Here is a 17,728-nt window from a genome sequence, read left to right as displayed (position 1 = left end):
TTGATACCCCAGGAGCTGATGCTATATCCTCTAAATAATAACTGGCGTGAGGGGGGGTAATATGACGGTTTCATTGGTGACGGTTCGCAGGAGGGGATGGGGGCGTTTAGATGGTGGTGAGCGTCGGGAGGAGATTAAGTCTGGAGATATGGAATTATTGATGCAAGCCATCAGCGTAATTGGGCCTTGGCACTATATGCATGGCGACGTAAAAGTTATTGTTGAGTGCGATTTTTTTCCTTTTGTAGAGGCGTACAAAATCAATATTGAGTCGCTCAACGTTGCGGAGCTAAGTCATACGTTATCCATAGAGCAAATAGAGTTTGCCTTGTTTCCAGAGTTGGAATTTGTGGTGAAGGTAACTTTGGAGAGTGATGAGGAGCTCGGTCGGCAACAGTGGTATGTAAGCCATTTTGTTGAGCAGTTCCTGTACGATATTTTTTTATCCTAAACATTGCTCGCCCAGGTGTATGCGATTTTCTTGGTATACGTATCGATTCGGGAAGAGGGCTAATTACTGAGTTACGACTTTCAGCAGATTGTTTTGAGTCAGGGTTTAGAAACTTGTTGGCAGGGGACTCGCTCTTCGCGCCTAGAATATTACCTTTGTCATCGGTTGTTTGTTGGTATAAGAAACTCAATATGGGGGTCAGGCAAAGAGCCGAGTCTGGCGTAGAAAAAGCAATTTTTTCAGTTTTGCATATTTGCTGTGGCGCAGACGCAGATGTCGTTTGGGTTATTTGGGCATTTCATGCATTAGAGGCCATTTATGGTACAAAGGTAGGAGAAGGATTCACTAATCTAGTTGAGCGGATCTCAACACTCTTAAAGCTAGATGCTCAGGGCAAAAGGATGTTAAAGAAGCACTTGCGTGAAATGTACGACTGCCGAAGTTCTTTTGTACACGGCGGGTACAGAGTGCACCATCCTATGAAAAATGAAATCATGGATCAAAGCTTAAATGAGGATTTCAAGAAGCTTCTTGAAGTATCGCAATTCGGCTTCAATTTAGTTGTATTGTCGCTACAAGCTCTAGTGGAGAACGGTTGGTACGGACTGAAAATTGAAGAGCAAATGTCTGGCGTGTTGTCAGATGATTTTTCCGTGTAGAAAGTCTTGAAGTTCAACTTTACGCCATGCGTTGGATTTATCCCGCAAACTGACTGCGATCGCCGAATAAATCGCTTCTAGTTTCGTAGACACCTTTAAGCCTTAAAATGAGTCCCGTTAGGATGTGCCATGAGCAACCGCGTTGCCCCGAATAGTTCGAGATACAAGTTGTCATTAAGTGAACGAAAAAAAGTTATCTTTTGCTGATGTAGCGGCCTGTCTTAGCGTATCGGCGCTGGATAATAGATTGAAGGTGCCGCTATCGGGCTTACTGGAAGCGCGACAGTTTTAGGCGTTGAAGTTACGGTTGAAGGTCATCGTGGCCGAATCGTCCCAGATGCCATAAATCACACCGTAAGCGGCTGATACCTCTTTGCTTTGATAACTATGGAGGGAAGAGTTATGCGAGATTGTCGAAATAATGGTGGCTGATAAGTATTTTGTCAGTTATTTGAAGTGAATTAGAAGATGCACGAGTGGAGTCATGATTAGCTGTTACTCAAAAATAAAACTCTGGAGCCTTATGCCTTCCTCAGTTTTGCTAAGGAAGGCGTAAGTTTGATTTATGTTGGTAGAGTTTCTATTTTTTGTAGGTGACAGCGAGCGTTGTCGGATAAAATTTAGCTATTTCGTAGTCTGGATTGTAGGTTGCAATGTTGTGAGCTGCAATTGTAATTCCGGCTGCTACTCCTCCAGCGATAGTAAGTGCACCGACTCCAAGGGCTGCTATGCGTCCTGCGGTATATACTCGGCATGTGAATCCTTGAGATTCAATTAGCTTTTCTAAGGTTTCTACCGTGTCACCAAAAAAATCAGATTCGATTTCTTTTATTTTGAAAGACTTTTTTTCTGAGATCATTGAGGAAATGTCCTCATTGGATATTTCGCTGGCTGAATAAACACTGATGTCCATATTGGTTCCAGTTGCTAGTGATACTAACGGGATTTAAAATAAATCTTTGTTCAGGCCCAAGAGCATCATGTTCTTGTCATAGCAAAGTGGTACTGAGTCGCAGTTTCCACCTTGTTTCTTTACATCCTTTTTATCCACCAACGGAAGATATTTAGGTAAATCCTGATCTTCTATATCTTGCCCATTGATCGAACAGTTAAAAACCGCTGTTGCCATGCATACAACGTCAAGTTTGCTTACGTCTACCGGGCTTGACGATGGTTTTTTCGTTGCTTGTGGTTCGTAACGATTTCCACCGTAGCCAGGACCGGTACCTTCCTTGTAAGCCACGACCGCTCCCGCCGTATCTGTGCCCAGATACCATCCGGTTGTGATCCCGTAGATCCCTTCAGGAGCATTGCCCATGAATTCACCACGGTGCGCGCAGGTCCCTGCGCTGTCGCAGTTGACGATTCGCCTTCCATCAACACGTTGCAAAGTTTTGTTGCCGTTTTGATCGACGTAGGCCCTATTTACTGAAGACGGAGAGTTGGGGATGGAGCAGTCGATGTGCTTGATCGCAAGGATGGGCATGGGGGTGGGGGTCGTATCGCATACACGTATGTTCGGGTCGGCGGCAGCTGTCAGGGACACACCTGCCTGTAAAGCGGCAAAAAGCATTGTATTGATCAGCGAGATTTTGACTTTCATCTGAGCGCTCGGTTTTGTCGGTGGTTGGATTGAGTTCGTATGATATTCGAATACTACCAAAACGGTAGTATTTGGAAAAAGCTGCGCATGCACGATGCCCCTTTGGAAATTGGGTGTGTGCATGTCAGTACTGGCAAAGCGGATAAAGCAGGCGCGTATTAGGGCGGGGTTGTCGCAAGAACGACTAGGACTTGATGCCGGCTTAGACGAGATGTCTGCAAGCACCCGTATGAACCGATACGAGTTGGGGAAGCGGGTTCCTGCCCCGGATTTGGTCGAGCGGCTGAGCGAGGTGCTCAGTGTTCCTGCGGCGTATTTTTACGCGGTCGAAGATGACGAAGCTGAGCTGCTTATCAAGTTTAGTAAGCTGGATGCAGATGAGCGCGTGCAGCTAATGCGATACCTGGACGAGCTGCTGGAATCTCAATAGCGACTCAGCAATGCGCCTTTGGCCTACCTTCAGCACGGGTTCAAAGATATTTCGACCCCGGCTTCTGTCGTGATCAACTCGAATAGCAAGGCTGCCAGCAGCACTGCAATCAGGATTGGCCAATAGCGAGCCATGAGAACTGCTAGTGCAACTGCCAACAGGCAGCTGGCCAGAATGCCGAAAAACATGAAAAGCAGACCGACAAAGCGTATGAAATTCATCGTATTTTCCTTCAGGCGGAAAAATGCCTGAGCGTTGATCGCTCAGGCATGTTGGTCGAAAACAACTTTATGCAACTAGTCGTAGAGCCGAGTCGAGTGCTCGTTGCTTGATTTGTGCTCCTTGCCCGAACCAAGCTGAGTCCATCCGGTACTCTGAACTCCTGGCACGACGCTCGTGATCGACATACTCAGTTACTGCGTTTAGCAGGCCCCACGCGGTGCCGCGAGCGGACTCCATGTCTGATCCGCGACCTTTGCCTTCGTACAAGTTTTGAACCTTCTCCAGCGCTCGTTTGTTGGGTAGTACGTCGGGAATGGGATCATGGGCGTAGGTCTCACATAGCACCTCCATAAAAAAGCTCATCGCCTCAGGCCACTGAACTTTGCGTTCGGAGAGCACGCGCATCCGGTACATGAATTCGTCCCATTGCGAGACGGCAATACCGAGTTGCTTTTTCACCGACTGAGGATTGAATCGCGTGTTATGTGGGACCTTGATTGCATGGGGAATACCATCCAAGGCAATGCTCAACGTGTTGTTGCAAACCACGCGAACGGTGGTCGGCGTGGCTGTGGTCGCGAGGGTGCCGTCACACGAGGTCGCCAGCAACAAGTAGCCATTAACCTGATCGTTGCCCTTCAAGGTGGCGTTTTGCCCGGTTCGCGCTAATGCCCAAAACTTACGCCCTCCCTTCAGCACACCTGCCGTTTCCAGCTCATAGCCGGACACTTCAGTCAGGTCACGGTAAAACTCCATCACCTCACGCGGCTGGACAATTTGGTAGCGGTTGGATACCACGGACAGAGGCGCCTTGGTGTCGGAACGGTACAGTACCTTTTGCTCTGGGAATGAGTGAATGCTGCCCATATGGCCGATAGCGTCGGCTTTGAAGTGGACGGGGCTTTCCTGGATCTGCCAGTCCATACCGGCTTCACGCTGCCAGATTTCAATAGGTTGTTTTTGAGTCAGTTGACTGCCGAGGCCGTGCCACGGAGTTGCACCAACGTAAGCCATTTGTTCGATTTGATGAGCCATGATTATGATTCCTTAGGGTGCAAGCCGGCATAAAGGCCACGCATCGCGTGGCCCTGTCCGGTCGTATTAATAGAGGGAAGTGGGAAACGGTTTAAGCAGGGAGGTTGAAGCGATGCCCACAGATCAGGCAGAGGTTGTGGGCGAGTACATGACGGTCAAGCTTGTCGCCCAGTTGAGCGCCTAATGCACAGCCGCCAGCGCCGCCAACAAGCCCGCCGAGAATCGCGCCAGAAACGGCTCCGAGAGTGACGCCGAAGGGACCGGCAACTGCGCCGACGGTGGCACCCGCTTGACTGCCGGCTAATGCTCCACTGACGCCGCGTGCTGCGCCGCCGACCGTACCGAGTGCAGCTGCAATTTTCATAGCCTGGTGGAGAGAGGCGATTTTTGGTGAGTTACAGCTAGGGCACTGTAATGACATGGGGCGAACCTCTTTGGTAGTGATGTCATAGCAGTTATGTGTGTTTGAGAATTTTTAGAATCGAATGGGCATTATTGCGTTGCTGTTTGCTCTGATAGACCGCAGTCGGCCAGTAGCCGAGATGCTCGAGACGATCCTTAGTGAGCTTTTCTAAATCAGCAGCTTGAAGAATGGAGTAGGGCTCAATGGTCGGATTCCACCATCCCGCTGCCGGATCTGTATGCAAATCGTAAGTGTCCGGCCAACTCACCTTCCTGAGCACCACACCATTTCTAGCCTTTTAAGCGGGTCTTTCCATGCAGCCACAACGCCGATCTTATTCCAAATCCTTCAAGGTCCAGGTACTCCAAGAGTGGGCTCCGCCCGGCGCGTCGATTGCAAGCGTCGCACAGCACCACAGCCTTAACGCGAACCTCGTCCATAAATGGATTCGGGTACAAACGAACGAAACCATGGACCTGCGACCTGCTTTCATCCCGCTTCCTTTGCCGCTCGCCGGAGGGCATTCCCATGCTCCGCTATCGAGCATCTGCGTTGAAATCCAGCATTCGTGTGGCACCGTCAAAGTGAACTGGCCGACCGAAAGCGCTGACGCATATGCCTCCTTTCTGCGAGACCTGTTGCAGTGATTCGAATCGATGCGATCTGGCTCGCCACCGAACCGATGGACATGCGCGTCGGCACCGAAACGGCGTTAACCCGGGTTATTGCCGTGTTCGGTGCGGCAAAGCCGCATTTTGCTTATCTGTTCGCCAATCGCCGCGCCAAGCGGATGAAAGTTCTGGTACATGACGGCGTGGGTATCTGGTTTGCGGCGCGAAGGCTGAATCAAGGCAAGTTTCACTGGCCCGGCATTCGGCACGGATTGGAAGTCGAACTCGATAACGAGCAGCTTCAGGCTTTAGTAGGCTCGTTTCAGCTCGCGCTTTTTCGCTAGTTGATCCAGCTAAAACCTGCCCCTCATTCGAGTGTTATTCATCCAGCGCGAATGCGATTACGTAATCCCCCCGATCAGATGAACCACGAGATCCACTGGCGGTTAGCACTACAAATTGTTTACCTGACTTTTTGGATAAGTAAGATGTTGGGGTGCTTTGACCACCAACAGGAAGCTTTCCTTTCCATAGCAGGCGCCCTGTATCTGTGTCGAAAGCTCTGAGGTAATAATCGAGCGTGCCGCTGTAAAAGGTTATCCCGCCTCCCGTCGTCAAGGGGCCGCCGAGTGAAGGCATTCCCGTTTCCATTGGTAGGTGGGTCTTTAGGCCTAGCGGACCGGTGTCAGCCGGAGTGCCAAGTGGAACCTGCCAGGCTATTTTGCGGGTACGAAGGTCGACTGCGGTTAAGGTTCCCAGCATCGGAGCGTTACAAGGCACGCCCAAAGGCGAACTAAAAAGGCTGTTGTTTACACCGAAAGGTGTGCCTATCTGCGGGGCATAACCCGTGTGACCGTCTCCTGCATTTGCTTGAGTCTGATCTCTTGGCACCAGCTTCGATAACATCACTATACGAGAATCGTTAAGAATCAAGTACTGGCGTTTTTTATCCAGAGACGCACCTCCCCAATTCATTCCTCCCAAGTTTGCCGGATATACGAGTGTGCCCTGTACAGATGGGGGAGTGAAGTCGCCCTGGTATCTATATTTGTGAAACTCGATCCGGCACAGTAGCTGATCGAACATCGTCATTCCCCACATGTCCGCTTCTCGCAGTTTTCCTGTACGTATCTGCGGCATCGCTACTGAATATGGCTGAGTGGTGGAGAGGCGCTCTCCTTGCGCGGGATCGTTAGTGGGAACCGGTTTCTCTTCAACTTCCGACAACGGCACTCCGGTTCGGCGATCTAGTATGAAGATTTCGCCGCGCTTGGTTATCTGGATGAGTGCAGGGGTGTCGGCTGCGCCATTTTCGCCCGGTATGTCGTACAAGTTGGGATGTGCGGGAACATCGTAGTCCCAAACGTCGTGATGAGTTGTCTGGAAATGCCACTTTTCTTTACTCGTATGATAATCAACCGCCACGACAGAAGAGCTGTACTCATCCGATGCCGCCGTTCTTTTACCGCCCCAATAGTCTGGCGTCGAGTTGCCCGTTGGAAGGAACACTAAACCTAGTTTTTCGTCAACGGTTGGAAACGCCCAAACATTTGGAGTGCCACGTGTATAGCTTTGACCCGCTGGTGGGAGTTTATCGATGTGAGCGTTACCCAAATCCCATGCCCATAAAAGCGAACCATCCATCACGTCGAAAGCCCTCACTACTCCAGAAGGCTCGTCAACCGACATGTTGTCCCATACCCAGCCAGCGATAATTATCATGCCGTTTTCGACCAAGGTAGGCCCTGAGGTCTGCATGTAATAACCAGGTGAGACTTCTCCCATACCAGCTTTAAGGTTAACGCTGCCAGCGTCGCCGAAGGCATTACAGGTCGTCCCTTTGTCAGCATCCAACTCGATCAGGCGATTATCGATGGTTGACAACACAATACGGTGAGCACAGGTGGTGTCGGGCGACTCTAGTACGGTTGGACGAAAAGTATTCTTCGAAGTGTCTACGTACGCCAAGCTTCTGCATCGTTGCCAAAGAGGTGATTTTGCTTCGCTCCTGAATTCCCATTTTTTCAAGCCACTGTCAGCATCTAGAGCGACAACAGTGTCGCTAGGCGTACAAACATAAACCGCGCCGTTCACTTCGAGCGGCGTATTTTGATCTTCTGCACCATCTTTAGCGATATCTCCAGTGCGATACATCCACGCGACCTTGAGATGTTTAACGTTTTTGCGATTTATTTCGCTATACGGAACATGACTGAACCGTTCATTGGAGCCCGCAAACTGGGTCCAAGATTGTCCTGCATCGCTGAGTGGGCCATCGGCTACGGGGTTGGCATCTTTGGCAATCCCATAGACGAGGAAGAGGCTGCCGAAGCTGAGGAACAGTGTCACTACCAATACAGCAGCCAAAGCAACGTGCGTGCGCGGACTATACGCTTTAGGGTTTGTGCGAGGCAGCCACAAGTGAAGCAGTACGATAGCCAATGTGGCCGCGATTGGTGCGAATATCCGAGGGAAAAGATACCAGGCATTATCCCCTGATTCCCAGAGTGCCCATGCAACTGTTGCAACGGCACCCATAACGGATACTTTGACAGTCATCGCTGAGCGTCTTATTAGCAATACAGCGATCGCTATCATAAATACGCCATAAAGCGCGTAATAGTAAGCACCTCCAAGATCAATGAGTTCAAGCCCAAACCAAACCAAAAAAAAGCCCATGGTCAGGAAGGTAAAGCTTACCAGTCCGGCTACGAACGCTTGTATTCGTGTAGGACTGCTTGACAGTGCAGGCATATGGTTACCTCCTGAGATTGGACGTGAGGCGTCGGAGACCGATCGCGCCTTAGTGAACTTGAGCCTTAGTCGTTATGTGCCGTAATACGATGGTAGCGTTGAGTTTTAGTGGGTTAAGCTGACTAGCGTTTAAGCCGTATCGAGTAGCAGGTGATTATAAGAAAGGCTATTTGATATTTACATTGTTTCACGGCTGGGAACTAATTAGCAGGTCCTCGTCGTTCCAATTATGAAACTCTGCGTTTCTATTTCTGGCTGATCGAGGTGTGTTTTATCGGGTTGTGTTTGGAATATACTGCGGCGGTGGGATTGTGATAGGCAGAGATTTTGAGGGGGGCAGGGCTTCAACTATAGTCGTTGTTTAACTTAGGTTTTATGGTTTTGTTGTGGTTGGGTGTTTTTTGATAGAGGGACTAAAAATTCTTATTGTTTGTTGAGGGTAAGCGCTGGGACGTCGACTGTCAGATTGTCTATAGAGTCCGACGTATATTTTAAAGAGGTTTTCAATGTGGGCTATGCTGGATTAAGGCTTTTTTCAATATTCGCTATGTGTGCAGGTTATTTTTCGGAAGCTTATTTTTTTGTTCCTCAGGAGCATCTAGTTCAGGGTTCTGAAGACATAGAAATCAGCGATTTTGTTATTCCTGAGAGTGCTGGATATAACAATTTCATAAGTCTTGATTTCAAAGGTAGAAAATATAAGGAAGAAGTTTATTTTTTCGATCGCGATGGTATTGATAAGGGCTTTTTAAAAGGCCGTGGAGGGCGGTTTGAAAATCACTATCGTGGGTGTGAGGCTTCATTTTTAAGTGCTGCGTATTTAGACGGATTTGATTGTAGTAATCGGAGGTGTGGTGGTTATTTGATTGATCTCAGCCATTATGATAAAGCCTATTGTTATTATGAGAATGAGGTTGAATGCCCGATTGCCCGGTCTGCAGTCTCTTATAAACTTGGCGATCAACTTATCAATACTAAAAAAATCAAAAAGAGTAAGGACTTTCTTAAGGTTGGTCGCTTGAGTGTAATTAAGGTTTTGTGTGCGGTTTGTAACAATAGCCGATTGTCATTGAGCGCGTAGCTCCGCAACCAGCGATTTGCTTGTATAACCGTCGATAGAGCAAGCGTTCTGTACGTCCAAATCCCTATCTAAAAATTCGGCAATGATGAGCGATGGTACAATGACCAAAACGAGCTGGACAATATGCGAGCACTGCGATGCCGTCTATCCATCCATATTTCTAGAACAGGGGCAAAAAACCTACTGCTTGCGTTGCGGTACTGTTCTTGAGGTGGTTGGTCGGTTGAACATTCAACAAATGCTGGCACTTTCCGTCTGCGCCTTGATTGTCTTTTGTGTAGCCAATGCGTTTCCAGTGATGTCAATCAGCGTGCAGGGCTTAAGTAATGAAGCGACGTTGTGGCAGTCGATAAATGCCTTGGCCCAAGGCCATATTAGCGTGATCGCTGCCGTAGCCGGCCTGACAATCATATTAGCACCCTTACTTCAAATCATATTGTTGTGTTGGGTGCTGAGCTTTGCCGTGGCAGGCGTTGCAGCTCCTGGTTTTAGCGTTTGTATGCGCGCGCTTGAATACCTTCGTCCGTGGAGCATGCTGGAAGTATGTTTGCTGGGGATTTTAGTAGCAATCATCAAGCTCGGGGGACTGCTCGATGTGCATCCTGGCCTAGGGCTCTGGGCATTGGCGATGCTGACGTTATTGATCATCCCTATTTCCGGCAAGAGCATTCGCCGTCTTTGGGGCGAGTTTGAAGGTGGACTTCCGTGAGAAAGTTTTTTAATGCCAGCGATATGAATTTAATATTATGCCATTTCTGCGGTAAAGCCTGCGCTGATGTCGCTCGTCGTTGTCCGCGCTGCCATTCAATATTGCACCGCAGAAAACCCGACAGTCTGGCACGTACCGCCGCGTTTTTTATCGCGGGTCTAATTTTTTACATACCCGCCAACTTGCTGCCAATGATGTACACCGACATGCTCGGTAGTGGTAGCGAAAACACAATCTTGAGCGGGGTGGTCGAGTTTTGGGACAGCGGATCGTGGGATATCGCACTGTTGATTTTCATAGCTAGCGTGCTGGTGCCATGTTTGAAATTTCTGGTACTTGGCACGTTACTGGTGACTTGTCGACTGCGCAGTCGATGGGCTATGCGAGAACGCTCCAAGCTCTATCGCTTGATTGAGGTGATCGGTTATTGGTCAATGCTTGATGTCCTAGTCGTTGCATTGGTAGCGGCCCTCGTACAGTTTCGTTCGCTCAGTAGTATCGAACCCCGTGAGGGCATTTTGTTTTTTGGTTTAGTTGTGGTGCTAACCATGTTAGCAGCCATGAGTTTTGATCCCCGGCTTATCTGGGATGCAGAGGTAGAAGATGCCTGATCACCAACGCTCCAACTCAACGCTTTCGAGTCCAGAAGTGAGTAGCCAACGCTTCAATATTTCCATTGTCTGGCTTGTGCCTATCATTGCTGGCTTGATCGGCTTGTCGATGGTGGTGCACAAAGCCATGTCAGCTGGCCCAAAAATTGTAGTGACCTTTCTCACCGCGGAGGGGCTAGAGGCCAATAAGACTCAGGTCAAATACAAGAACGTGGTCATTGGCAAGGTCGTTTCAATTGCTCTAAGTGACGATCGGGCATACGTTGATGCGAACATTGAACTGGATCAGTCGGCTGATGCGTTTAGTTCCCGTGGCACGCGCTTTTGGGTGGTACGCCCGCGTATCGGTGCGAGTGGCGTGTCGGGTGTGGATACACTGTTGTCTGGGGCGTTTATCGGCGCCGATCCTGGTGAGTCTAAAGCCCGGGATGAAACGTTCATTGGCCTGGAAAATCCGCCTGCGATCGTTTACGGAAAGAAGGGTAAGCGCTTCACTCTGCACTCCGCAGACCTGGGGTCGTTGGATATAGGCTCTCCTGTCTATTACCGTCACATACCGGTCGGCCAAGTGGTTTCATATAATCTTGCCGGCGAAGGAAAAGGCGTAGATGTTGATATCTTCGTCAATGCTCCGAATGATCAGTACGTGCGTAAAAACAGTAGGTTCTGGAATGCTAGCGGGGTGGATGTCAGCCTTGGTGCCAACGGGTTAAAGGTAAATACTCAATCGGTGGCTTCAATCTTAGCGGGCGGTATCGCCTTTATCGAGCCTAATTACAGCGATGATAAGTCTGTCGCTGACGAGCGCTCTGAATTCACTTTGTTTGATGATATGGAAACCGCCTTGGCGCGACCAGATGGCCCAGGGTTTTATGTACAGATGCGTTTCGATCAGTCTTTGCGTGGTCTTGCGGTAAACTCGCCGGTAGAGTTTTTGGGAGTGAATGTTGGTCGCGTGGTTTCGGTAGATCTGGATTACGACAACAAGGAAGAATCCTTTCCAACGATTATCGGTGTCGTTATATATCCCAATCGTTTAGGCAAGGCTAACGATAAGTTAATCGAGATGAAAGGTGCTGATGATGCCAAAGGCGCTCATCTGATTTCACAAATGGTCGCGCACGGCCTTCGCGCCCAGGCTCGAAGTGCTAACCTGCTCACGGGGCAACTGTATATATCAATGAACTTTGTATCAAACGCGAAGCCTGTCGTGTTTGATGCGTCTGCGCAACCGTTGCTTATCCCGACTATCCCCGGAAGCCTTGACAAGGCCCAGGAGCAATTGCAAGCCTTCCTTGACAAGCTTAGCAAGGTACCTATCGATCAGATCGCCAATAACTTTAATGGCAGCTTGGGGCAGTTGAACAAAACCCTGGTTACATTCAACGGCCAGGTCCTTCCGGAAATGCACGAAACGCTTGTGCAGACTCGAAAAACCCTAGCAACTGTAAATAACAGTTTAGACGAAGATTCACCTCAACGTCGGCAACTTGGCCAAGCGATGTATGAAGTACAGCGTACTGCGCGTTCGATTCGCGTACTCACCGATTTCCTTGGGCGCCAGCCAGAATCTCTGATCCGAGGGCGCTTGAAAGAGGGCAAGCCCGACGCCTATCAGCCAACCTCTTCAGGTTCTCATAAAATTGATCAGGAATGACCGACATGATTCTACGTTCCATAGCCCTATTTTTCTTACTTGCTTTGTCGGCATGTGGTTCGCCGCCGATACGATACTACACGCTGATGCCCACGGCGCCCGAGCAACGCCAGGTAATGAACTCACCGTCAATTCAGTTTGAAATGTTGGATGTACGAGTGCCGATGCAGGTAGATCAACCGCAAATAGTGGTGCGCAAGAGTGCAGACGGATTGATGTTATTGGAAAGCGCACGCTGGAGTGCGCCTTTGGCCGATGAATTTCATGACGCAGTGGCCGGGCAACTGGAGTTAAAGTTGGGGGGGCGTAATATTACAGGCTTTACCAAAGCGACCAACACACCACTTATTTTGGTACAGCTCGATATCCGCCGATTTGATTCACTCTTGGGGAATTATGCGTTAGTTGACGCTGTCTGGAGTTTGAGTAAACACGGCGAAGGAAACAAGCCTTTCGATATTACCTGTGCGAGCGTGATTAGGGAGCCAGCAGGCTTGACATTGGACACCCTTGTGTTAGCGCATCAGAGGAATATTGACCGCTTAGCCAATGATATAGCACAGGCTTCAAAGGTGTGGGCCTGCCCAACGTTGTAAATATTAAACTGTCTAATATTAAAAAAGATCACGGATGATAGTGCAGGTCAGAGGGCTGAAAAAATTTACTAACAAGGAAACAGTGGCTAGCTTTACGCTAACGCTTAGCCACAAATCTCAATAATAAGATAGCGGAGCAGAGATGATGAAAGGTTTTAGCACAGTTCCTAAAAGCGCTGCAGGACAGGCAGACGGCCCTGTTTATGCTATGGACTTGGCAGTCCTTCTCTGGTATCGGTCTGATTTGCCGCGAGAGGCGGCGCGATCTTACTGGAGGGAAGGGCATGCGCAAATTGTCGCTCGTAATCCTGCACTGTCAGACTATCGGCAACACCACTTTGCTTACGAGTCTACCGGGCTGTGGCCAGATATGGATGGTGTCGAAACAACTATTCCACTGTTTCGAAGAATTGATGGCATGCCGGAAGTTCGCCTTAAAGGAAGAGTTTCGTTACTTCTCAACAGTCGATACAGTAAAAAAATATTGAGTGATGAGGTTAATGTATTTGCTCGTACGATTTTATATATTACATCGATTAGAGGGGGGGCATGGTTCAAAAGCGGCTATGACGAGCCCGTCGGTTTTCGATGTGTTGCACTGATCAAGCGTAAAATAGGTATCAGTGGTGAGCAGTTTGAACGATTTATCAGTCAGGAGCTCTGTACAGTTTTAAATCAGTCAGTGGATATACTGGAGCTGCGTAGCCAAGTATTTTTGGAATGGGATCAGAGTCAGTGGGATTCTCCTGGCGTCGCTCATGATAACCCTGAAGATGACCAATATCATGCGGCAGTGATCATAGGAAGTCGCTCTAAGGCCGACATGCTGCAAGCCCTGGACCGCGTAACAGATGGTGATTTTCCTTCCAAACAAGCTTGGTTCTGCAGTGCTATTCATGCCTATGAGGTCGAGAACACTTATACTTATTGCCGAGAAGGCCGTCCGACACTTCCGCAACTTGCACCTGCGCCGAAAGCCACGATTGAGCCACTGAAGCGGACTATTGCTCCACCCACTGAGCGAGCTGCGAAATCATCGTCCGAGCGGAAAATTCCAAAGGCTTTAAAATTACCCATATCCGGGTCTACTCCTGAGGACGTCATTGTTGATACTCAAGGTCGACTTATTTGCGGAGTGGCCGACGGTCGGATACTAAGAGTAGACCCTATAACGCGATTGGAAGTTACCTTGTGCAGTACGGGAGGACGCCCCCTTGGCTTAGAGCTTACTGCAGATGGACGGCTGATAATTTGTGATGCACACAAGGGCCTGCTTTCTTTCGATTTTCAGACGCAGGTGTTGGTACCTTTGGTGGAGTTTGTTAATACTTTTCCTCTCAGATTTTGTTCAAATGCAACAATTGCTAAAGATGGAACCATTTGGTTCACCGAGTCGACCTCCCGTTTTGACTTTGAACAAGCAGCGGGAGCGTTCATCGAGCATAGACCATCAGGACGCCTGTTACGTCGTGATCCAAATGGTGAAGTTACCGTTGTGTTATCGGGGCTCTATTTTCCGAACGGGCTCAGTTTGAATGATGATGAGAGTGCGGTGCTGTTCGTTGAAACTGCCGCTTACAGGCTAAGCCGCCTTTGGGTGCAAGGCGAACGCGAGGGCGATTGTGAAGTGTTGGCTGATAATCTCCCAGGGCTACCTGATAACATGTCCCGTATAAAGAACGGGCGTTTTTGGGTAGCCATGGTTAGCCCACGCATAGCCGCGCTGGATTCATTTGCAAATTCTTCAGTGCTACTTCGTAAAATTATCTGGGCAATGCCTCAAAAAATCCAACCTAAACCCGCGCACACAGCGTGGGTGATGTGCTTTGATCAAGATGGACGATTGCTCGAAGATTTGCAAAGTTCTGACTTAAGCTATAGCGAGGTAACGGGTGTTGCGGAGCTAAATGGGCGACTGTACCTAGGGACTGTCGCATCTAATGAAAGGTCGTTGTTGGAGATCGATCTGGAATTGGATGCTTAAGACTAATTCGGCAAGTAAAAAAGATAAATGCAGTTCATGAGGGTGTATATACTTTTTCTGGCTTAACATTATTTATTGGCTATTTTGAAGTGTGAATTCTGTTGGGGGTGTAGGTAGAATTTATAGGGTTGAGTGGATGTGCGTTGCTCATTGAATCGGCTAGACTTATCGAGAGGCAGTCTTGGTATGACGCATTACGCGAGTTTTTGCAATGAGGGTGTCAGCATGACTTCAGATAAGCAAGATGGATTTGTAATTTTTGCAACGGTCGGTGATGTCGAGTCAATTTCAGGTGCCGCGAGGGCTTTGGGGCTGCCCAAGGCTACCGTTAGTCGTGCAGTTTCGAATCTAGAATCAGTTTTTAAAGTTAAGCTGATTGAAAGAACGGCTCGCAAAAGCCAATTAACTGAAGCGGGAAAGATAATGTATGCTCGATGCTGCAGGATACGTGAAGAGATCGCTGATGTAGGTTCTGAAATTGCCGCCTATCGCGGTGAACCCATGGGAACTCTTAGAGTCGGTTGTCCGAGTGATCTCGCTCGGATCATATTAACGCCCTATCTACATAACTTTCTGGAGAGGTATCCTGATATCGATCTTCGTATAAATGTGGGGGAGCGGTTAATGCCGGAAGCAACATCCCTTGATGTTGTGCTGCACTCGGGATGGTTGTCCGATTCGCGTTTAGTTGCACGAAAAATGACAGAGATACAAACTATACTGGTGGCCAGCAAGCAGTATGCTTCGAGCAAGGGCATGCCGGTTTCACCAGAAGAATTGTCTGAACACGCGGTAATAGGTAATTACTATCTAGACGTTGATTCAACTAATCCTGGGCGGTTACCCGCCTATGTGCCTAAGCTTGAACTCATTCGGGGTGATAAGAAATATGTATTGCCAACATGGAAAAGGTTTGCATCAACAGACCACCATCAAATTTTGGAGTTGGTAAAAAACGGACAAGTTATTGCACCATTGCCAATAGCGTCAATGATAGGCGGTATTCTTAGTGGTGATTTTGTCCATATCTTGCCTGATTACAGGATCTCAAGCTGTCCAGCGCTCTATGCGCTATACACTGATCGGGTTTCAATGGTGCCAAAGTTGCAAGTTTTTCTAGGGTTTGTTGAGGATGTAATTGCCGACCAAAAAAAACGCGCTGGTCGAGTAATCGAACATTATTTAAAGCAGCGCACTTGATATTTTAAAGTGCTTATCAAGTTTCGTGTTATTTTTTTTGATAGGCCATTCAGCGCTGGTTTTAGTTCTGCGCGTGCATTGCTCTATCGTTTCATTTTTGAAACGCTTCGTTTCTGTATGACGTCTTTTCGTGCGTTATCTTAAAGGTGATAGTAGATCCTGCATAAAAAGGATAATCACTATGACCACTATGAATATTTCATCTCGCGCGTTTGTTCGGTTGTCCGAATTGATTGAATTGCACGCAAGTAAGTGTCCGTCCAAAAAAGCAATCATTTCGGGGCAGGAAGAAATTGACTATGAACAATTACATGACACCGTACTGAAAATCGCATCCGCTCTTGAGCAGGCTAAAATAGCCCGCGGAAGCGTTATTGCAGTAGTCTCAAATACAAATGTTTCGTCGCTACTGGTTTTTTTGGGCGTCGTGACTGCGGGTTGTGTTGTAGCTCCGATCGCGCCGTCAGGTAGTGCTGAGCAGATCGAAGCAATGATTGGCGATTGTGCTGCACCTCTTGTCTTTATCGACTCATTTTCGAAAAATAGACTTTCCTTAAAGGGGGCGCAAGTCGTTGAGTTGGAATTGCTGGAAGATTGGATTAATACCTGGCCCGAAAATTTGGATTATGTAGCGCCAAACGTTAAATCCAGTGATGCTTTTAATATAATTTATTCATCGGGCACCACGGGTGTTCCCAAAGGAATCGTTCAAACCCACGGTATGCGCTGGCGCCAAATTGCAGGTTACGCCATTGCAGAGTTTTGCGACGCGGTGACGTTGGTCGCTACACCTTTGTATTCAAATACAACCCTTGTTAGCTTGCTACCGACCCTGGCGTACGGTGGTACGGTAGTGCTCATGGAAAAGTTTGACGCAAGGACGTTTCTAAAAGAGGCCGAGCGAACGTGTGCAACGCATACGATGCTAGTGCCCATCCAATACCAAAGAATCATGAACTTAACTGACTTTGGTAACTTCAATCTCGACAGTTTCCGTTTCAAGTCCTGCACGAGTGCACCTTTTTCGGCAGAGCTAAAAAGAGATGTTGTCAGTCGCTGGCCTGGCGTCCTGATGGAAATTTATGGCATGACCGAGGGCGGCGGCGCCTGTCTTCTATTTGCTAATGAGTTTCCGGAGAAGCTTCATACGGTCGGACGGCCAGCGCCTGGACATGATATCCGTGTTATCGACGAGAATGGAAAAGAGTGCGCGAAGGGAGTGGTTGGAGAGGTCGTTGGCCGATCTAATATTATGATGCAAGGTTATCACGGTCGTGCAGACATCACTGAAGCTGCTTTATGGACCGACTCTCACGGGGATATATTTATTCGTCATGGAGACCTGGGTCGATTTGATGAGGACGGGTTTTTAACGCTCCACGGGCGCTCCAAGGATATGATTATAAGTGGTGGGTTTAACATTTATCCACCCGACATCGAATCAATAATTCGGCAACACCCAGCTGTCGAGGACTGCGCTGTTATTGGTGTACCTAGTGATGTTTGGGGAGAAACGCCATTTGCTTTTTTTGTTCTAAAAAACACAGTGATTGATTCGTTGAGTCTTATCGAGTGGGTTAACGCGAAAGTAGGTAAAACACAGCGCCTGTCTGGAGGGGAGGTTATCGATGAACTGCCGATCAGTCCGATAGGTAAAGTACTCAAACGTGCGTTACGCGAGCGCTATACAGCGCGTGTGATTTCAAGCAAAGGAGTTTGATT

General features: G+C 48.5%; 20 protein-coding genes. 13 read left to right on the top strand and 7 right to left on the bottom strand.

Annotated elements, in window-relative coordinates; genetic code table 11:
* Positions 1-61 precede the first annotated feature (61 nt).
* The gene (locus HKK55_RS17085; RefSeq protein ID WP_169355758.1) at positions 62-451 is read left to right on the top strand and encodes a hypothetical protein; all 390 of its coding nucleotides are present in this window, start codon (positions 62-64) and stop codon (positions 449-451) included.
* A gap of 191 nt (positions 452-642) precedes the next feature.
* The gene (locus HKK55_RS17080) at positions 643-1,110 is read left to right on the top strand and encodes a HEPN domain-containing protein (protein ID WP_169355757.1); all 468 of its coding nucleotides are present in this window, start codon (positions 643-645) and stop codon (positions 1,108-1,110) included.
* Between the two features lie 580 nt (positions 1,111-1,690).
* Here HKK55_RS17080 and HKK55_RS17075 read toward each other — a convergent pair.
* Together HKK55_RS17075 and HKK55_RS17070 are read right to left on the bottom strand one after the other, a co-directional pair.
* Positions 1,691-2,023, bottom strand: a complete 333-nt coding sequence (locus tag HKK55_RS17075; RefSeq protein ID WP_169355756.1) for a hypothetical protein — start codon at positions 2,021-2,023, stop codon at positions 1,691-1,693.
* 33 nt (positions 2,024-2,056) lie between these two features.
* Positions 2,057-2,713: a hypothetical protein gene (locus tag HKK55_RS17070; RefSeq protein WP_169355755.1), complete on the bottom strand. Its 657-nt coding sequence runs from the start codon at positions 2,711-2,713 to the stop codon at positions 2,057-2,059.
* A 121-nt stretch (positions 2,714-2,834) separates the two neighbouring features.
* On the opposite strand from HKK55_RS17070, the gene HKK55_RS17065 reads away from it, so the two are divergent.
* Positions 2,835-3,143 carry a helix-turn-helix domain-containing protein gene (locus HKK55_RS17065; RefSeq protein ID WP_124415349.1) on the top strand — a complete coding sequence of 103 codons (309 nt, stop codon included), beginning with the start codon at positions 2,835-2,837 and terminating at the stop codon, positions 3,141-3,143.
* Positions 3,144-3,172: 29 nt separating this feature from the next.
* On the opposite strand, the gene HKK55_RS17060 is transcribed toward HKK55_RS17065, so the two are convergent.
* The 4 genes from HKK55_RS17060 to HKK55_RS17045 form a co-directional block, all read right to left on the bottom strand.
* Complete coding sequence (locus tag HKK55_RS17060) at positions 3,173-3,364, bottom strand: hypothetical protein (protein ID WP_169355754.1); 192 nt, start codon at positions 3,362-3,364, stop codon at positions 3,173-3,175.
* Between the two features lie 67 nt (positions 3,365-3,431).
* Positions 3,432-4,400, bottom strand: coding sequence for a DUF932 domain-containing protein (locus HKK55_RS17055; RefSeq protein ID WP_034120719.1), 969 nt, complete (start codon positions 4,398-4,400; stop codon positions 3,432-3,434).
* Positions 4,401-4,491: 91 nt separating this feature from the next.
* Positions 4,492-4,821 (bottom strand): hypothetical protein, encoded by a 330-nt coding sequence (locus HKK55_RS29305; protein ID WP_169355753.1) that lies wholly within the window; start codon positions 4,819-4,821, stop codon positions 4,492-4,494.
* Between the two features lie 34 nt (positions 4,822-4,855).
* Complete coding sequence (locus HKK55_RS17045; protein WP_169355752.1) at positions 4,856-5,071, bottom strand: hypothetical protein; 216 nt, start codon at positions 5,069-5,071, stop codon at positions 4,856-4,858.
* A gap of 46 nt (positions 5,072-5,117) precedes the next feature.
* On the opposite strand from HKK55_RS17045, the gene HKK55_RS29505 reads away from it, so the two are divergent.
* Both HKK55_RS29505 and tnpB read left to right on the top strand, forming a co-directional pair.
* A complete protein-coding gene (locus tag HKK55_RS29505) occupies positions 5,118-5,450 on the top strand; it encodes a transposase (protein WP_169355751.1) in 333 nt (110 codons plus the stop codon).
* The gene (tnpB, locus tag HKK55_RS17035; protein ID WP_169355750.1) at positions 5,447-5,758 is read left to right on the top strand and encodes an IS66 family insertion sequence element accessory protein TnpB; all 312 of its coding nucleotides are present in this window, start codon (positions 5,447-5,449) and stop codon (positions 5,756-5,758) included. The genes HKK55_RS29505 and tnpB overlap by 4 nt, the downstream gene beginning before the upstream one ends.
* A gap of 34 nt (positions 5,759-5,792) precedes the next feature.
* On the opposite strand, the gene HKK55_RS17030 is transcribed toward tnpB, so the two are convergent.
* Positions 5,793-8,168, bottom strand: coding sequence for a membrane-bound PQQ-dependent dehydrogenase, glucose/quinate/shikimate family (locus HKK55_RS17030; RefSeq protein ID WP_169355749.1), 2,376 nt, complete (start codon positions 8,166-8,168; stop codon positions 5,793-5,795).
* A 508-nt stretch (positions 8,169-8,676) separates the two neighbouring features.
* On the opposite strand from HKK55_RS17030, the gene HKK55_RS17025 reads away from it, so the two are divergent.
* From HKK55_RS17025 to HKK55_RS16990, 8 genes are all read left to right on the top strand, one after another.
* Entirely contained in the window at positions 8,677-9,249 is a 573-nt protein-coding gene (locus tag HKK55_RS17025; RefSeq protein WP_169355748.1) for a hypothetical protein, read from the top strand.
* A gap of 100 nt (positions 9,250-9,349) precedes the next feature.
* Positions 9,350-9,958 carry a paraquat-inducible protein A gene (locus HKK55_RS17020; RefSeq protein ID WP_169355747.1) on the top strand — a complete coding sequence of 203 codons (609 nt, stop codon included), beginning with the start codon at positions 9,350-9,352 and terminating at the stop codon, positions 9,956-9,958.
* A 23-nt stretch (positions 9,959-9,981) separates the two neighbouring features.
* Positions 9,982-10,569, top strand: a complete 588-nt coding sequence (locus tag HKK55_RS17015; RefSeq protein WP_169357890.1) for a paraquat-inducible protein A — start codon at positions 9,982-9,984, stop codon at positions 10,567-10,569.
* Positions 10,562-12,226 carry an intermembrane transport protein PqiB gene (locus HKK55_RS17010; protein ID WP_169355746.1) on the top strand — a complete coding sequence of 555 codons (1,665 nt, stop codon included), beginning with the start codon at positions 10,562-10,564 and terminating at the stop codon, positions 12,224-12,226. The genes HKK55_RS17015 and HKK55_RS17010 overlap by 8 nt, the downstream gene beginning before the upstream one ends.
* Positions 12,227-12,231: 5 nt before the next feature.
* Positions 12,232-12,822: a membrane integrity-associated transporter subunit PqiC gene (locus HKK55_RS17005; protein WP_169355745.1), complete on the top strand. Its 591-nt coding sequence runs from the start codon at positions 12,232-12,234 to the stop codon at positions 12,820-12,822.
* A gap of 142 nt (positions 12,823-12,964) precedes the next feature.
* Positions 12,965-14,806: an SMP-30/gluconolactonase/LRE family protein gene (locus HKK55_RS17000; protein WP_169355744.1), complete on the top strand. Its 1,842-nt coding sequence runs from the start codon at positions 12,965-12,967 to the stop codon at positions 14,804-14,806.
* A 225-nt stretch (positions 14,807-15,031) separates the two neighbouring features.
* Positions 15,032-16,006 (top strand): LysR family transcriptional regulator, encoded by a 975-nt coding sequence (locus HKK55_RS16995; RefSeq protein WP_169355743.1) that lies wholly within the window; start codon positions 15,032-15,034, stop codon positions 16,004-16,006.
* Positions 16,007-16,187: 181 nt separating this feature from the next.
* Complete coding sequence (locus tag HKK55_RS16990) at positions 16,188-17,726, top strand: class I adenylate-forming enzyme family protein (protein WP_169355742.1); 1,539 nt, start codon at positions 16,188-16,190, stop codon at positions 17,724-17,726.
* Positions 17,727-17,728: the final 2 nt, after the last annotated feature.

The sequence above is a fragment of the Pseudomonas sp. ADAK18 genome, from assembly GCF_012935695.1.
In the GTDB taxonomy this organism is placed as follows: domain Bacteria; phylum Pseudomonadota; class Gammaproteobacteria; order Pseudomonadales; family Pseudomonadaceae; genus Aquipseudomonas.
Note: the sequence above shows the minus strand (reverse complement) of the source record. Positions and strands in the feature narration are given on the sequence as shown.

Excerpts from the sequence above, each read along its gene's own strand:
- HKK55_RS17085 (WP_169355758.1), top strand. The coding sequence starts at position 62 with ATGACGGTTTCATTGGTGACGGTTCGCAGGAGGGGATGGGGGCGTTTA.
- HKK55_RS17080 (WP_169355757.1), top strand. The coding sequence starts at position 643 with ATGGGGGTCAGGCAAAGAGCCGAGTCTGGCGTAGAAAAAGCAATTTTT.
- HKK55_RS17075 (WP_169355756.1), bottom strand. The coding sequence starts at position 2,023 with ATGGACATCAGTGTTTATTCAGCCAGCGAAATATCCAATGAGGACATT.
- HKK55_RS17070 (WP_169355755.1), bottom strand. The coding sequence starts at position 2,713 with ATGAAAGTCAAAATCTCGCTGATCAATACAATGCTTTTTGCCGCTTTA.
- HKK55_RS17065 (WP_124415349.1), top strand. The coding sequence starts at position 2,835 with ATGTCAGTACTGGCAAAGCGGATAAAGCAGGCGCGTATTAGGGCGGGG.
- HKK55_RS17060 (WP_169355754.1), bottom strand. The coding sequence starts at position 3,364 with ATGAATTTCATACGCTTTGTCGGTCTGCTTTTCATGTTTTTCGGCATT.
- HKK55_RS17055 (WP_034120719.1), bottom strand. The coding sequence starts at position 4,400 with ATGGCTCATCAAATCGAACAAATGGCTTACGTTGGTGCAACTCCGTGG.
- HKK55_RS29305 (WP_169355753.1), bottom strand. The coding sequence starts at position 4,821 with ATGTCATTACAGTGCCCTAGCTGTAACTCACCAAAAATCGCCTCTCTC.
- HKK55_RS29505 (WP_169355751.1), top strand. The coding sequence starts at position 5,118 with ATGCAGCCACAACGCCGATCTTATTCCAAATCCTTCAAGGTCCAGGTA.
- HKK55_RS17030 (WP_169355749.1), bottom strand. The coding sequence starts at position 8,168 with ATGCCTGCACTGTCAAGCAGTCCTACACGAATACAAGCGTTCGTAGCC.
- HKK55_RS17020 (WP_169355747.1), top strand. The coding sequence starts at position 9,350 with ATGACCAAAACGAGCTGGACAATATGCGAGCACTGCGATGCCGTCTAT.
- HKK55_RS17015 (WP_169357890.1), top strand. The coding sequence starts at position 9,982 with ATGAATTTAATATTATGCCATTTCTGCGGTAAAGCCTGCGCTGATGTC.
- HKK55_RS17010 (WP_169355746.1), top strand. The coding sequence starts at position 10,562 with ATGCCTGATCACCAACGCTCCAACTCAACGCTTTCGAGTCCAGAAGTG.
- HKK55_RS17005 (WP_169355745.1), top strand. The coding sequence starts at position 12,232 with ATGATTCTACGTTCCATAGCCCTATTTTTCTTACTTGCTTTGTCGGCA.
- HKK55_RS17000 (WP_169355744.1), top strand. The coding sequence starts at position 12,965 with ATGATGAAAGGTTTTAGCACAGTTCCTAAAAGCGCTGCAGGACAGGCA.
- HKK55_RS16995 (WP_169355743.1), top strand. The coding sequence starts at position 15,032 with ATGACTTCAGATAAGCAAGATGGATTTGTAATTTTTGCAACGGTCGGT.
- HKK55_RS16990 (WP_169355742.1), top strand. The coding sequence starts at position 16,188 with ATGACCACTATGAATATTTCATCTCGCGCGTTTGTTCGGTTGTCCGAA.